Origin of the sequence: Neorhizobium galegae (assembly GCF_017877055.1) — a bacterium.
Taxonomy (GTDB): domain Bacteria; phylum Pseudomonadota; class Alphaproteobacteria; order Rhizobiales; family Rhizobiaceae; genus Neorhizobium; species Neorhizobium galegae_D.
The window spans coordinates 289,953-304,486 of sequence record NZ_JAGIPG010000002.1; the positions used below are offsets into that span (position 1 = coordinate 289,953).

The 14,534-nt window shown below is 61.0% G+C and carries 12 protein-coding genes and 1 tRNA gene; 8 read left to right on the forward strand and 5 right to left on the reverse strand.

Going from position 1 to position 14,534, the window contains the following annotated elements; translation table 11 throughout:
* Positions 1-3 precede the first annotated feature (3 nt).
* Together J2857_RS11670 and J2857_RS11675 are read right to left on the reverse strand one after the other, a co-directional pair.
* A complete protein-coding gene (locus tag J2857_RS11670) occupies positions 4-1,431 on the reverse strand; it encodes a mannose-1-phosphate guanylyltransferase/mannose-6-phosphate isomerase (protein ID WP_210010357.1) in 1,428 nt (475 codons plus the stop codon).
* A gap of 28 nt (positions 1,432-1,459) precedes the next feature.
* Positions 1,460-2,884 carry a phosphomannomutase gene (locus J2857_RS11675; RefSeq protein WP_210010358.1) on the reverse strand — a complete coding sequence of 475 codons (1,425 nt, stop codon included), beginning with the start codon at positions 2,882-2,884 and terminating at the stop codon, positions 1,460-1,462.
* Positions 2,885-3,122: 238 nt separating this feature from the next.
* Here J2857_RS11675 and J2857_RS11680 point away from each other — a divergent pair, with 238 nt between their 5' ends.
* Positions 3,123-3,452 (forward strand): hypothetical protein, encoded by a 330-nt coding sequence (locus tag J2857_RS11680; protein WP_210010359.1) that lies wholly within the window; start codon positions 3,123-3,125, stop codon positions 3,450-3,452.
* 506 nt (positions 3,453-3,958) lie between these two features.
* On the opposite strand, the gene J2857_RS11685 is transcribed toward J2857_RS11680, so the two are convergent.
* The 3 genes from J2857_RS11685 to J2857_RS11695 all read right to left on the reverse strand — a co-directional run bounded on the left by J2857_RS11685 (position 3,959) and on the right by J2857_RS11695 (position 7,582).
* Positions 3,959-5,866, reverse strand: coding sequence for a methyl-accepting chemotaxis protein (locus tag J2857_RS11685; protein ID WP_210010360.1), 1,908 nt, complete (start codon positions 5,864-5,866; stop codon positions 3,959-3,961).
* A 10-nt stretch (positions 5,867-5,876) separates the two neighbouring features.
* Entirely contained in the window at positions 5,877-6,866 is a 990-nt protein-coding gene (locus J2857_RS11690; protein ID WP_210010361.1) for a cytochrome-c peroxidase, read from the reverse strand.
* A gap of 626 nt (positions 6,867-7,492) precedes the next feature.
* Positions 7,493-7,582 (reverse strand) — tRNA-Ser (locus tag J2857_RS11695).
* 195 nt (positions 7,583-7,777) lie between these two features.
* Between J2857_RS11695 and J2857_RS11700 the strand changes: the two genes are divergently transcribed.
* The 7 genes from J2857_RS11700 to J2857_RS11730 all read left to right on the forward strand — a co-directional run bounded on the left by J2857_RS11700 (position 7,778) and on the right by J2857_RS11730 (position 14,457).
* Positions 7,778-8,131 carry a hypothetical protein gene (locus J2857_RS11700; RefSeq protein ID WP_348635675.1) on the forward strand — a complete coding sequence of 118 codons (354 nt, stop codon included), beginning with the start codon at positions 7,778-7,780 and terminating at the stop codon, positions 8,129-8,131.
* A 352-nt stretch (positions 8,132-8,483) separates the two neighbouring features.
* The gene (locus tag J2857_RS11705; RefSeq protein ID WP_210010362.1) at positions 8,484-9,476 is read left to right on the forward strand and encodes a BMP family lipoprotein; all 993 of its coding nucleotides are present in this window, start codon (positions 8,484-8,486) and stop codon (positions 9,474-9,476) included.
* Between the two features lie 75 nt (positions 9,477-9,551).
* Positions 9,552-11,075 carry an ABC transporter ATP-binding protein gene (locus J2857_RS11710; protein WP_210010363.1) on the forward strand — a complete coding sequence of 508 codons (1,524 nt, stop codon included), beginning with the start codon at positions 9,552-9,554 and terminating at the stop codon, positions 11,073-11,075.
* 106 nt (positions 11,076-11,181) lie between these two features.
* Positions 11,182-12,285 (forward strand): ABC transporter permease, encoded by a 1,104-nt coding sequence (locus tag J2857_RS11715; RefSeq protein WP_210010364.1) that lies wholly within the window; start codon positions 11,182-11,184, stop codon positions 12,283-12,285.
* Between the two features lie 4 nt (positions 12,286-12,289).
* Entirely contained in the window at positions 12,290-13,261 is a 972-nt protein-coding gene (locus J2857_RS11720; protein WP_046667254.1) for an ABC transporter permease, read from the forward strand.
* 4 nt (positions 13,262-13,265) lie between these two features.
* Positions 13,266-13,658: a cytidine deaminase gene (locus J2857_RS11725; RefSeq protein ID WP_210010365.1), complete on the forward strand. Its 393-nt coding sequence runs from the start codon at positions 13,266-13,268 to the stop codon at positions 13,656-13,658.
* A 10-nt stretch (positions 13,659-13,668) separates the two neighbouring features.
* Entirely contained in the window at positions 13,669-14,457 is a 789-nt protein-coding gene (locus J2857_RS11730; protein WP_210010366.1) for a purine-nucleoside phosphorylase, read from the forward strand.
* Positions 14,458-14,534 lie beyond the last annotated feature (77 nt).

Here is a 14,534-nt window from a genome sequence, read left to right on the forward strand (position 1 = left end):
GCTTCAGCCGCGGCCGAACTCGTCGACGATGCGGATGATGTCGTCCTCGCCGAGATAGGAACCCGTCTGCACCTCGATCATCTCGAGCATGATCTTGCCCGGATTGGCGAGCCGATGCACTTCACCCTGCGGGATATAGACGGACTCGTTTTCTCTGACGACCCGGGTTTCCTCGCCGATCGTCACTTCGGCCGTGCCCTTGACACAGATCCAGTGCTCCGAGCGGTGGTGATGTTTCTGCAGCGAGAGCTTCTTGCCGGGCGTCACGAACAGCCGCTTCACCTGGAAACGGTCGCCATTGAGCACCGACGTATAACCGCCCCAAGGGCGATAGGAGGTCGGATGGGTTTCGGTCAGCGCCGCGGTCGCCCTGGCTGCGGCAAGCTGCTTGACGATCTTGCCGACATCCTGGCTGTCTTCCAGACGGCCGATATAGACAGCATCCTCGCTGGCGATGACGGCGACGCCATCCAGCCCCTGAACAGCAAGATGGCTGGTGCGCGACATCACTAGCGAATTCCTGGTGTTGATCAGCGTCGTCTTACCGGAGGTGACGTTGCCGGCCTCGTCGCGGGCGCCGAGCTTCCAGACGGCGTCCCAGCTTCCGAGATCGGACCAGGTGAACGAGGAGGGCACCACCGCCGCATTGGAGGTCTTTTCCATCAGCGCGTAGTCGACGGAGATATCCGGGCTTGCTGCAAATTCCTGGGCATCGAGGCGGGTAAAGTCGAGATCGCTTGAAGCCTTGGCAAGAGCCGCGCGGGCGGCCGCCTCGACCTCGGGCGCGAAGTTACCGAGTTCGCTCAGCACCTGGCCGGCCTTGAACATGAAGATGCCGGAGTTCCAGGCAAAACCGCCGGTGGACAGCATCTTCTCGGCCTCGGCCAGGACCGGCTTCTCGACGAAACGCTTGACCTTGCAGGCGCCGGAAGGCAGCGCCTCGCCGATCTCGATGTAACCATAACCGGTGGCGGGCTCAGTCGGGGCAATGCCGAAGGTCACGAGCTTGCCGGAAAGGGCGGTCTCTTTGGCGATCCGGATGGCATCGAAATAACCGGCATCGGCGGTGATCTCGTGATCGGAGGCAAGCACCTGCAGGACGGCGTCCTCGCCGAACCGGCTTTCGACGAAGGCGGCAGCGACGGCGACCGCCGGAGCCGTGTTGCGGGCGACGGGCTCGAGGAGGATGCCGGAGAGCTTGATGCCGAGTTCGCGCGCCTGTTCGGCGACCAGGAACCGGAAATCCTCGTTGGTGATGACGACCGGGGCTTCATAGAGCTTCTGGTCCGAAACGCGCAACAGCGTCGCCTGGAACAGCGTCTTGTCGCCGATGAACTGGATGAACTGTTTCGGCGCGCTGGCGCGCGACAGCGGCCAGAGCCGCGTTCCCTTGCCGCCTGCCATGATGACGGGGATGATCTTGCTATTCATTCCAATATCTCCGGCAGTTATCGTCCAATTATCGTTCACCTTTTGCAGCCCAGGCGCGGATGAGGCTCAGGCCCTCATGCAGCAGGGCCTTCGCCTCGTCTTCCGTCCCGGCTTCCACATAACAGCGCATTTCCGGTGCGTTGCCCGATGGCCGGAAATGCACGATGCGACCGTCTCCGAGCGTCACCCGCAGGCCATCGATATCGCTTTTGGCGGCGACTGTCGAAATCGGCGCGAGGAAGGCGGCAAGATTGTCGTCGGATTGCCTGAGATGCGCCATCAGCGCGGCGCTCGTTTCCACGGGAAAATTCTCCAGCCGGTCGGCCGCCGCAAACGGCAGGCGGAAACCGGCGGCGATTTGCGACAGGGGCTTCTTCTCGCGCGCAGCCAGCACAAGCGTTGCCAGCACCGGCAGGAAACTGTCGCGGGTGGGAAGCGGCAAGAGGGTGCCCGAGCCGGCATCGAAAGGCGAGGCCGTCAGAAGCCCGCCATTCGCCTCGAACCCCATGACGCCCGTCTTGCCGGCTTCGAGTGCAGCAAGCATGCCTGCGATCACGAAAGGCGATCCGACCTTGGTGCGGATCACCTCGAAACCCCCGGCCGCCTCGATGCCCGAATTGGAGGTGACCGGCGTCACGACGACGTGTGCTTCGAGGAATTTCGCCGCTATCAGGCCCAGAAGGTCGCCGCGCAACGGCTCGCCGGTTTCGTCGGAAACCAGCGGCCGGTCGCCGTCGCCGTCCGCGGAGACGATCGCATCGAGCCCGTGTTCGGGCGCCCAGCCTTTGAGGAGATCGATCGTCTCGGCCGCGACCGCTTCCGTATCGACCGGAATGAAATCCTCGGAGCGGCCGAGCGGCACGGTGTTTGCGCCGTAGTCTTCAAGAACCCGCACCATTAGATCGCGGGCGACCGTCGAATGCTGGTAGACGCCGACCCTGAGGCCGGCGAGCGCGCCTGGAGGCAGCACTGCCATATTGCGGGCGAGGAACAGCGCTTCTGCTTCGGCCGAATGATCCGGCGCTTCGCCCGGCGCCGTGTCGATCTGGCTTCTGTCCAGTTCGGCGGCGATCGCGGTGATCCGCATCTCGTCCTGTTTGTCGATCTCCCCGTCGGGCCGGTAGAACTTGATGCCGTTGCGATCCGCCGGGATGTGCGAACCGGTGATCATCAGCGAAGCGGCATTGAGCTGAATGCCGTAGAGCGCCAGCGCCGGCGTCGGCACGGCCCCGCAGTCGATCGGCGAAAGGCCGGCACGTCTGAGTGCGCCGATGCAGGTGGCGGCAATACCGGGGCTTGACGGACGGAAATCGCGGCCGACGAGTACGGCATCACCGGGCCGTGCAGCGCCCGTTTCCAGGAGATGCCGGGCAAAGGCCTGGGTGTAGAGCGATGAGGCCCGCCCCTCCAGGTCAGTCACAAGGCCGCGAAGACCGCTCGTTCCGAATTTCATGCCATACCCATCAGCAGATTCCTGCACTGTTCGTCCTAGTTCATTTCCTATGAAAATAAAGCCGAAACTGGCAAGACCCCAAATCGGTGGTCCTCGAGGCCGAAGGGCTACGTTTCCGCAAAGCGTGGCGGGCCGGACGGAATGGTGTTAACATCCCTGCGCAATCGGGCTTGTTCGGATGGCCGGGCCTTGTTTCTTGAGTTCGGCTGCTTCGGGTTCGAAGTTTGGGAGAGCCGTGATGGGAGCGAATATCCTAAAGAGCGTCGCCTTCGTGGTGCCGATCGGCGGTCTGGCGCTTCTGATGGCCATGGGCGAACCCGTCGACGACGATACCTGCCCGGGAAGCATCGCGTTCGAGAAGTCCCGACAGCTCGTCGAAGAGCGCCCCGATATCGTCGATGTCGCCTGGGGCGACCTCCGCTGGATCGACGATTGCCGATTTTTGATGGCCGGTTCTGCCGACATCAACACCGACAAGGGCCTTGACCGCAGGGATTTCGAACTCGTGGTCGCTTTCGATCGGCAATTGCGCCGCTGGCAGCAGGTCAGCTTTTCGATCTCCCAATAGCGCCCACTCCCAATAACGCCCAGCCTCGGCCGCGAGCCAGTCGACCCCGCCAGCCATGTCGGGGTCTTGCCGTTGGGATCGATTTATCTGCAGACGCGTGTCGTCTTGGTGACCCACCGTCCGTGATGGCGGTACTCGACGCTCCGGACCCTGCAGTGCGGTCGGTAATGGTGCCTGGAATATTGCCGGTAGTAAGGGCGATGGTAGCGATGGTACCCCGGCCGATAATGGTGTCCGGCCGGCCGATACCCTCGATCGCCGATCGTTATGCTGAAATTGTCGGCGAGGGTCGGGGCCGCGGTCGTGGTGAGACATCCAAGCCCGATGATGCAGGCGGCAATGAATTTTCTCATCTTCTCCTCCTTCAGATTGGCCGCTGGATTAGCGGTTTCCGTGAAGGTAGGCTGCGGAAAATGAACGAACGCTGACAGATGCGTTCATGTCCGATGAGAGTTGCCGGCCGTGGCAGAGCTCGCCGGTGAAAACTCCGCCCGTAAGAAACCTCTTTAGGCAGCCCGATCCGATCTGGTGCGCGATTGCCCCCGATCGTCGATGCGGAACAGATTGACGATCTCGGCCAGAGCCTCCATTTCTCGGCTCGTCCTCTCGGTGGAGGCCGAAAGATCGCCCACCAGCCGGTTGCTATGGGCATTGAGCTCATCGAGATCTTTCATTGCGCTCGACAATTGCCGAAGGTTGGCACTTTGATTGTTGCTCTCGCTCGTAATCTGGCTGGAAAGCGAAGAGACAAATGCGATGGACGAGACAATCTGGGAAAATTGCTCGCTCGCCTGGCGCACCAGTTCTGCGCCGGCCTTCACCTCCGCCTGACTTTTCTGAATTAGCGCCTTTACTTCGTGGGAAGCATTGGCGGTCGACTGGGCGAGAGAGCGCACCTCGGTTGCGACGACCGCGAACCCCTTGCCACTTTCGCCTGCCCGTGCAGCTTCGACCCCCGCGTTGAGCGCCAGCAGGTTTGTCTGGAATGCCACATCCTCGATGACGCCGATGATCTCGGAAATCTTGCCCGAAGAGACAGTGATCTGCGCCATGGCGCTTTCCGCGCCGTTCATGACCAGGCTGCCGTTTTCAGCCATGTGGCTGGTATTCGAAATCACGCTCGTGGCCTCACCCGCCCGCTTGGAATTCTGGCCAACGGTTTCGGCAACGGCGTTTGTCGTCACAGCCGTTGTCTGAAGCATCGACGACTGATGCGTGGATCGGCCGTTCAATTCAGTGGTTCCGCGCAGAATTTCGTCGCTGGACGCCGAGACGGACGCGCAGGCATCGGCCAGTCGCGACACGACCGTCGAGAGGCGGCCTGTCACTGCGTTCGCATTGTTCTGCAGCTGCGCGAATGCGCCTTTGTGGACACCTTCAAACCGGATCGTCAGATCGGCATTGGCAAGCGCATCCAGAACGCGGCTGGTTTCGTTGAGCCCGCCTTCGAAGCTCGATATCAGTGTATTGAGGCTCTGAGCCAGCTCGTGATGTTCGGGACGGTCGAATGGTCCGTTGACGCGGCCGGAAAAATCACCCTCGGTGGCCTTGTGGACAACGCCACGCACCTGGTCCTGCAGCAGCCGGGCTTCCGCCGAGACATTGGCGAGACTGGCGGCCTGGGCTTGCGCTTCCTTTTCCAGCGTATCACGCATTCGTGCATTTTCACGGAACACGGCCAGTGCATCGATCATGGCGCGAATTTCTTTGGTGCCCCGACGCCTTGGCACGACGACCTCGATGTCGCCGCCGGCAAGTAGCTTCATCGACGCGGTGATCCGCACGATCGGGCCGGCAATCCGCTGGGCGACGAACAGCAGAATGACGACGCCTGCGACCGCGAGTGCGGCGGCAGTCGTCAGTTCATTGCGTATCTCGGTCTCGAGCGTGTCGCCCGCTGCCGTAACCCGATCGGACGCGGCCTTGTCCACGAGCGTGTTGATGTCGAGAATCTTCGCCAGGATGGCGGCGCGCGAGCGCGTAAGCTGCTCGGCTGTCGGAATCGCGTTCGCCGGATCGAGCCCCAGCATGATCCGCACATTGCTGCGCCACACGGCATGCAGATCTCTGAGGTTCTTCACATCCCCCGATACGGCGGGCGACAGCGCGTTGCGGCCAAACTCGGCAAGTGTCGCCTCAAGCGCGCCATTGGTCGTGCCAAACCGTTTATTGACCTCATCGACCGAAACAAATGTCGTCATCGCCAGCAGATTTGAGACGACTCCTGACACATTCTCGAATTGTGCTCCCGTCCTTGCAGCCAGTGTCTTGGCGGCAATCGCGTCTTGCACGACGCCCTCGATATGCGCCTGACCATCGATCGCTTGCGATCCAACGAGAGCGGCAACTCCCAGGCCGGCGAGAATGGAGAGGACGAGAGGGAGAAGGATTTGAAATCGGACTGACAGGGCCATGGGGCGCTCCTCAGTTGGGTAGTGTCGGCAGGAGCAAATCCTGCTGTTCGGGGGTGAGGGTCTTCAGGAAAGCGATCAGGTCTTCTCGCTCGTGGTCGGTGGCAAAAAATGGGGAGATGTGATCCGAGCGCGACGGTCCTTCGACACCACCACTTTCGTAGTGAGCAATCACCTCCTCCATGGTCGCCAGGCTGCCGTCGTGCATATAGGGGCCCCGATAGAGAGTGTTGCGAAGGCTCGGCGTCTTGAATGCATGCAAGGCTTTGGGATTGTTCGGCTCTAGGCTGGCGCGCCCTATGTCGTTCGTGGGCAGTCCGGTATTGTGAAACTTGTGGTCGGTGAAATTCCAACCCGTGTGACAAACCGAGCAATTTGCCTTGCCGGTGAACAGTTCAAAACCCCGCTTGGCACTGTCTGAAACCGCAGTTTGGTCGCCGTCCACCCAACGGTCGAACGGCGACCACGCGGAAACAACGGTGCGTTCATAGGTCGCGATCGCCGCCAGCAGCGTCTCCTGGGTCGCGCCCTTGTCCGGGAATATTTGTTTGAACCAGCTATCGTAGTCGGAAATAACTCTCAAATCGGCGACAATCTGATCAAGCTTGCCATTCATCTCCGCTGCTGCCGTGATTGGTCCTGCGGCTTGCGCCTCAAGAGTTGGCGCGCGACCATCCCAGAACAGAGAGGTGGTCCACGCAACATTCAGAATTGTCGGTGCCTGGCGGGCCAGATGGGTGTTGGCTGCACCCACCGGTGTCTTGACCGGAACTTCGAACCCGAAGGACGGGTTGTGACAGCTGGCGCAGTTCATGTTTTTCGCGCCCGACAGCCGCGGATCGAAGAACAACATCTTTCCGAGTGTCGCCAACTGCAACGAATAGGGCGTCACCTTGTCGAAGGGAATCGCGAGAGGCCGCTTGAAATCGGCGAGGTTACCAGCAGCCGCGCTTTGGAATGACACGGCTGAGAAGAGGGCTATGCAGAGAACCGAACGGCGCATGACTGAATTATCCAGAAGGTGAAGTTAGCGCTCGAAGACCGGATTAGGTTGAATTGGACCACCCGGTTGTCGTCTGAAGCGAACGTAACTAAAAAGAGTAAAATTTTTACATAAAGAACTCCTAACTCAACCTATTATTGAAAAATTGACAAATGATAAGAGACGGCTCCAATCGGATATTCGTGTCGGGAGGATCGTATTATCTTGTTGAAGAAAATTGATATATTCCAATTCAGCCATATCGCGCGGTGCGCATTCCTGCGTCTTTTGGTTTCCATCCTCGGATGATGAAAGCCTGCGGACATACAACTGGCGCAGATCGAACCGAAAACCTTCTTGGATGACGGATCGAATAAGTCCTGGAAATTTCGCGATGGTTCCGACGAATGAGACCGCTGTCCTGCCCAGATGCTCTCTCCGGGGGGGCGTTTCGGATCATGGAGCAGTGATGTCGAGCCGCCGGCAGTCCTCAGGATGCTCGACCACGTCGGAAATCGGCGGGCGTCGCGGTGACCGCCAGCGATCACCGCGGTCTCACGAACACGATCCCGGCGAAACGCAGGCCAATCGGGGCATTGGCCTGCGGCCAGAAAATACGCAGAAGAAACAGCTATTTAAGAAGCCAATGGCGGACAAGGTGGGATTCGAACCCACGGTACGCTTTCACGCACACACGCGTTCCAGGCGTGCGCCTTAAACCACTCGGCCACCTGTCCTTGGTTGCTTTGCGTCGTCTGAGAAGCAAAACGTTGGAACGGCCGCGATATATACCGATCAAATCCCCGGGATCAACCCGAATCTGAACGTTTTTTGACAGTGGGCGGGAAAACTCGGTTGACCGCGTTGCCAAGCCTTCGCGCGGGGACTATTTCTTCCGCCAGAAACGCTGTCGTGCTGCAGGCGGCGCGACCGTGATCAACGACGCGGGCTTGTTCGGGATGGCAGTCATACGGTTCGTTTTCCATCTGCTCAGCGGGCTTGCATTGGTTGCCGCGATCGTTGCCGGCACGCTTGATTCGATCCAGTCCGTGTCGGCTTCGTCCATGGTGCTGACCAGCCTTGGTAACGCCTGGCTCAACCTCGATCCGGAAAGCCTGACGCTCGCGGAATTCGTGGTGAGCACATATTTCAGCCAGGATATCTGGCGGCCCTTCGTGACACCGGTGCTGGCACAGCCGGCATTCGTGGTGTTTCTGGCTATCGCGCTGATCTTCTGGATGGCCGGATACAGCAGGCCGCATTTCGCCGGGCGGTTTTCCGCCTGAAGCCCGGCTGATCCCGCTGCCCTCTGAGATCTCGGCGAAAACCGCTGCCTGTAGCGTCGCAAGTGGCGCCGAGCCGCAATCATGGACTGTATGTTGGTTGCCCGCGATCCCCCTCGGCCCACCGGCAGGACTGCGCCTCAAGCCGCCCGTTTGTGCAGTTTTTCCAGAACATTGGCGAAGTTTTCAGCAGGCAGGTTGTTTTTTACCAGTTGAAAAAAATCTCGTGAATTTTTCGCAAACCCGTGCAAGAGTGAGCGAAGCCAGACCCTTGAAGAAAAAGGGCGGCGGCCGCAGACATGCCCGGAGAACGGGATTGCGGGGGGACCCAACAGCTAAAAAACAGGGCTGCACAATGAAGAAAACCCTTTTGAGCCTCATTGCCATGGCTGCCATGTCGGCAACCGCGCTTGCTGCGGATATCAAGCCGGCGCTGGTCTATGGCACGGGCGGCAAGTTCGACAAATCCTTCAACGAGGCCGCCGCCAACGGCGCCGAAAAGTTCAAGAAGGAAACGGGGATCGAATTCCGGGATTTCGAGCCCACCAATGATACCCAGGGCGAGCAGGCGATCCGCAACTTCGCAAGTCGCGGTTTCAACCCGGTGGTCGCCGTATCGTTCGCCTGGACCTCGGCGATGGAAAAGGTCGCCGCTGAATTCCCCGACACCAAGTTCGTGATCGTTGATTCGGTCGTCAAGCTGAAGAACGTCCGCTCTGTCCTTTATAAGGAAGAAGAGGGTTCCTATCTCGTTGGCCTTCTTGCCGGCATGGCGTCGAAGACAGGCAAGGTCGGTTTCGTCGGCGGCATGGATATCCCGCTGATCCGCAAGTTCGCCTGCGGTTATGTGCAGGGCGTCAAGGCGGCCAAGCCCGATGCGCAGGTCTTCCAGAACATGACCGGCACGACCGGTGCTGCCTGGAACGACCCCGTCCGCGGTGGCGAGCTCACCAAGAACCAGATCGACCAGGGTGCTGACATCGTTTACGCGGCTGCCGGTGCGACCGGCCTCGGCGTGCTGCAGACTGCTGCCGACAACAAGAAGCTGTCGATCGGCGTCGATTCCAACCAGAACCACCTGCATCCGGGTTCGGTCCTGACTTCGATGGTCAAGCGCGTCGACCTCGCCGTCTACAATGCCTTCAAGGACACCAAGGACGACAAGTTCACCGCTGGCATCCAGGCTCTCGGCGTCAAGGAAGACGGCGTTGCCTATGCGCTTGACGACAACAACAAGGCGCTGATCACGCCCGAGATGAAGGCTGCTGTCGAAAAGGCAAAGGCCGACATCATCGCCGGCACCGTCAAGGTGCACGACTACATGTCGAACAACGCCTGCAACAAGTAAGGCGGGTTTCGAGGGGCGCAGGGCGGTGACAATCGCCATGCGCCCTTTTTGCATATCAGGCGGAAAGGCGGACCATTGAGCCTCGATTCTCCGAAGGAGCCCGCGATCGAGCTTGTCGGCATCGACAAGAAGTTCGGTACGGTACACGCGAACAAGAACATCAATCTGACGGTCGCCAAAGGCTCGATCCACGGCATCATCGGGGAGAACGGGGCCGGCAAATCGACCCTGATGTCGATCCTCTACGGCTTCTACCACGCCGACCACGGGGAGATCCGCATTTCGGGAAAGCCGGTGACGATCCGTGACAGCCAGGCGGCCATCGCCGCCGGCATCGGCATGGTCCACCAGCATTTCATGCTGGTCGAGAATTTCACCGTACTGGAAAACGTCATGCTCGGGGCCGAAGGCGGCCAGCTGCTGGCCAAGGGCGTCGCGAGTGCCCGCAAGGAACTGAAGCGGCTGGAGGACGACTACGGCCTCGAGGTCGATCCGGATGCGGTCATCGAGGAACTGCCGGTCGGCAGCCAGCAGCGGGTCGAGATCTTGAAGGCACTCTATCGCGGTGCCGACATCCTCATCCTCGACGAGCCGACCGGGGTGCTGACCCCGCCGGAGGCCGACCACCTGTTCAAGGTCCTGCGCGTGCTGCGCGACCAGGGCAAGACGATCATCCTCATCACCCACAAGCTGCGCGAGATCATGGCGATCACCGACACGGTGTCGGTCATGCGCCGAGGTGAAATGGTCGCGACCCGCAAGACCGCGGAAACGACCGTCGAGGAGCTTGCCGAACTGATGGTCGGCCGCCGCGTCCTGCTGCGCGTCGAAAAGGGCGCAGCCAATCCCGGCGCGGTCCTGATGTCGGTCCGCAACCTGACGGTAAAGGACAGCCGTGGCGTCACCATGGTCGATGATGTCTCCTTCGATGTGCGCGCCGGCGAGATCGTCGGTATCGCGGGCGTTGCCGGCAACGGCCAATCGGAGCTCCTCGAAGCGATCGCCGGCATCCGCAAGCCATCGTCGGGCGAAATCCTTATCCACGGCAAGTCTGTCGCGGGGGTCGATCCGGCGGGTCTGCGCGATCTCGGGCTGGCGCATATCCCCGAAGACCGCCACCACATGGGCCTGGTCCTGAAATTCGAGGAATACGAGAACTCGGTCCTCGGCTATCACCGGGATGCGAAATACGGCCGGGGGCCGCTGCTGGACCTCGAGGCGATGCGCAAGGATGCCGAGGAGAAGATCGGCAAATACGATATCCGCCCGCCGAACCCGCGGCTGCGGACCGCCAATTTTTCCGGCGGCAACCAGCAGAAGATCGTCGTGGCGCGCGAAATCGAGCGCGATCCGAAAATGCTGATCATCGGCCAGCCGACCCGCGGCGTCGATATCGGTGCGATCGAATTCATCCACAAGCGGATCATCGAGATGCGTGATGCCGGCAAGGCGGTGCTGCTGGTCTCGGTGGAACTCGACGAGATCCGCTCGCTCTCCGACCGCATCCTGGTGATGTTCGCCGGCAAGATCGTCGGCGAGAAGTCGGGCGAGGCGGGCGAACAGACGCTGGGCCTGATGATGGCCGGGATCGCCGCATGACGCCCGGACCAATGACGCCCGGACCAATGACGCTTGAAGCAATGACGCATCTGGAGCATGGAATGACTGAAATTGCTGCGGCAGGCTGCTGGACGAGGGCAGGGGCATGAGCACCGCATCCGTTCCGCTTCCCGCCTGGATCAATTACGGCCTTATCCCGCTGCTCAACCTCATCCTCGCCTTCCTCTTTTCCGGCCTGGTCGTCTGGGCGATCGGCGAGAGCCCGTTCGAGGCGCTGCAGCTGTTGTTGATCGGCGCGCTCGGCCGCGGCGAAGGCATCGGCTTCACGCTGTTCTATACGACGAGCTTCATCTTCACCGGCCTTTCGGTGGCGGTGGCGATCCATGCCGGCTTGTTCAACATCGGTTCGGAAGGCCAGGCCTATCTAGGCGGTCTAGGTGCGGCGCTCGTGGCGCTCGCGATGGACCATTACGTTCCCTGGTATGTCACGATGCCGTTTGCGGTGATCGGGGCTGCGCTGTTCGGTGCGGCCTGTGCGGCCATTCCCGCCTGGCTGCAGGCCAAGCGCGGCAGCCATATCGTCATCACCACCATCATGTTCAATTTCATCGTCTCGTCGCTGATGAACTACATGCTGGTGCGCCTGTTGATCGTGCCGGGCAAGATGGCGCCGGAAACCCGCACCTTCCTGCCCGGGGGCCAGCTCCCGAAGCTCGACTGGCTGATCGCCATGTTCGGCGGCAAGATCGGCGCGGCCCCGCTCAACTTCTCCTTCCTGATCGCGCTGATCATGTGCTTCCTGGTCTGGGTATTGATCTGGCGCACGAAGCTTGGGTATGAAATGCGCACGCTCGGCATCAGCCCGACGGCCGCCAGCTACGCCGGCATCCGCTATTCCAGGATCGTCATGATCACCATGCTGATCTCCGGCGGCCTTGCCGGCATGATGGCGCTGAACCCGGTCATGGGCGCCTCAGCCCGCCTGCAGATCGAATTCGTCGGGGGCGCCGGCTTCGTCGGCATTGCCGTCTCGCTGATGGGCCGCAATCATCCGGCAGGCATCATCCTCTCGGCGCTGCTCTTCGGCATTCTTTACCAGGGCGGCGCGGAACTCTCCTTCGACATGCCGGGTATCACGCGCGACATGATCGTCGTCATCCAGGGCATGGTGATCCTGTTCGCCGGTGCACTGGAATACATGCTGCGCCCGTCCATCGTCCGGCTCTACCAGCAGCTCACCGGGAAGTAGGCTCATGGATTATTTCGATATTTTCATCAGCATTCTCGGCTCGGCGGTTCGTCTTTCGATCCCGCTTCTGTTCACGGCGCTCGCCGGCCTCTTTTCGGAACGCGCCGGCATTTTCGATATCGGCCTGGAAGGCAAGATGCTGGCGTCGGCTTTCGCGGCGGCCTGCGTCGCCTATTGGACCGGCAATGCCTGGTTCGGCCTGCTCGGCGGCATCGGTGTGTCGATCGCGTTTTCCTTCGTGCACGGCTTTGCCTCGATCACCAATCGCGGCAACCAGATCGTCTCCGGCGTGGCGCTGAATTTTGTGGCCGCCGGTCTGACGATCGTGCTCGGCCAGGCCTGGTTCAGGCAGGGCGGGCGCACGGGGCAGGTTCCGCCCGAAGGCCGCTTCTCGTCCATCGTCCTGCCGGGCGCCGACATGATGCGCGACGTGCCGATCATCGGCCCGCTTTATGCCAACGTGATCTCCGGCAACAACATCCTCACCTACATCGCCTTCCTGATGGTGCCGATCTCCTGGTGGGTTCTCTATCGCACTCGCTTCGGCCTGCGCCTGCGCGCTGTGGGTGAAAATCCGGGCGCGGTGGATACCGCCGGCATTTCGGTTGCGTGGATGCGTTATCGCTCTCTGATCGTCGCCGGATTCCTCTGCGGTTTCGCAGGCACCTATCTGTCGATCGCCCAATCGGCCGCCTTCATCAACAACATGTCGGCCGGCAAGGGTTATATCGCGCTTGCGGCGCTGATCTTCGCCAAGTGGAAGCCGGTGCCGGTCATGCTTGCCTGCCTGCTCTTCGGTTTCCTCGATGCGTTTGCCAATTTCATGCAGGGCAAGTCGCTGCCGCTGATCGGCGAAGTGCCGGTACAGATCTTCCAGGCGCTGCCCTATATCCTAACCTGCGTATTGCTGGCCGGTTTCATCGGCACCGCTCGTCCGCCCAAGGCCGGCGGTGTGCCCTATACCAAGGAGCGCTGATAAGATGTCCCACGACCTTTTCGAAGCCGCCCGTGGCGCGATGGCCAAGGCCCATGCCCCCTATTCGAAGTTTCCGGTGGGTGTGGCGATCCGTGCCGATGACGGCAAGGTCTATCTCGGCGCCAATATCGAGAACATCTCCTTCCCCCAGGGCTGGTGCGCCGAGCCGACGGCGATCGGTGCAATGATCATGGGCGGGGGCAAGAAGATCGTCGAGCTGGCGGTGATCGCCGAAAAGCTGGCGCTCTGCTCGCCCTGCGGCGGCTGCCGGCAGAAGATTGCCGAGTTCGCTTCTGCTGGCACACGTATTTATCTTTGCGACGATCTCGGCGTCCAGAAGACCGTCACCATGGCGGAACTCCTGCCATTTGCTTTCGAGACGGACGTGATAGGCTGAGGAGGCAGACATGAAGGACGTGATCGATCTGCTCGTCGAGCGCCTGAACGGCCTGATGCCGCGCCACGCGATCGTGCTCGGCTCCGGCCTCGGTTCGCTGGTGAATGAGGTGACGGAAGCCGTCCGCATCCCCTATGGCGCGCTGGAGGGCTTTCCGGTGAGCGGCGTCACCGGGCATGCGGGCGAAATCGTCGCCGGTTATCTCGGAGCCGAGCCGGTCATCATGCTTTCCGGACGCGCTCACTATTACGAGCGTGGCGATGCCAAGGTGATGCGCTTTCCGATCGAGGTGATGAAAGGCCTCGGCGTCCAGTCGCTGATCCTGACGAACTCGGCAGGCTCCCTCAGGGAAGATATGCCGCCAGGCTCGGTGATGCAGATTTCCGACCATATCAACTATTCCGGCATGAACCCGCTGATCGGCGAGGAAGGCGATGGGCGTTTCGTCGGCATGACCACAGCCTATGATGCAGACCTGGCGCTCGACATGCGCAATGCGGCGATCCGTTGCGGCGTCCCGCTGTTTTCCGGGGTCTACATGTGGTTCTCCGGACCGAGCTTTGAGACGCCCGCGGAAATCCGCATGGCACGTACGCTTGGCGCCGACGCGGTCGGCATGTCGACGGTGCCGGAAGTCATCCTCGCACGCTATTTCGGGCTCAAGGTCGCGGCCGCATCGGTCATCACGAATTTCGGCGCAGGCATGACCGGTGCGGAGCTGAGCCACGCGGAAACCAAGGACATGGCACCCATCGGCGGGCAGCGACTGGCGGCTATTCTGAAAGAAATGTTGGCTTGATTACACGATGTATTTCAATCGGATACGTCCCGTGCGGCCATGCGTCCCGCCGGTGTGGCTTGCATCTAATCGTTTGA

Excerpts from the sequence above, each read along its gene's own strand:
- J2857_RS11670 (WP_210010357.1), bottom strand. The coding sequence starts at position 1,431 with ATGAATAGCAAGATCATCCCCGTCATCATGGCAGGCGGCAAGGGAACG.
- J2857_RS11675 (WP_210010358.1), bottom strand. The coding sequence starts at position 2,884 with ATGAAATTCGGAACGAGCGGTCTTCGCGGCCTTGTGACTGACCTGGAG.
- J2857_RS11680 (WP_210010359.1), top strand. The coding sequence starts at position 3,123 with ATGGGAGCGAATATCCTAAAGAGCGTCGCCTTCGTGGTGCCGATCGGC.
- J2857_RS11685 (WP_210010360.1), bottom strand. The coding sequence starts at position 5,866 with ATGGCCCTGTCAGTCCGATTTCAAATCCTTCTCCCTCTCGTCCTCTCC.
- J2857_RS11690 (WP_210010361.1), bottom strand. The coding sequence starts at position 6,866 with ATGCGCCGTTCGGTTCTCTGCATAGCCCTCTTCTCAGCCGTGTCATTC.
- J2857_RS11705 (WP_210010362.1), top strand. The coding sequence starts at position 8,484 with ATGAAGAAAACCCTTTTGAGCCTCATTGCCATGGCTGCCATGTCGGCA.
- J2857_RS11715 (WP_210010364.1), top strand. The coding sequence starts at position 11,182 with ATGAGCACCGCATCCGTTCCGCTTCCCGCCTGGATCAATTACGGCCTT.
- J2857_RS11720 (WP_046667254.1), top strand. The coding sequence starts at position 12,290 with ATGGATTATTTCGATATTTTCATCAGCATTCTCGGCTCGGCGGTTCGT.
- J2857_RS11725 (WP_210010365.1), top strand. The coding sequence starts at position 13,266 with ATGTCCCACGACCTTTTCGAAGCCGCCCGTGGCGCGATGGCCAAGGCC.
- J2857_RS11730 (WP_210010366.1), top strand. The coding sequence starts at position 13,669 with ATGAAGGACGTGATCGATCTGCTCGTCGAGCGCCTGAACGGCCTGATG.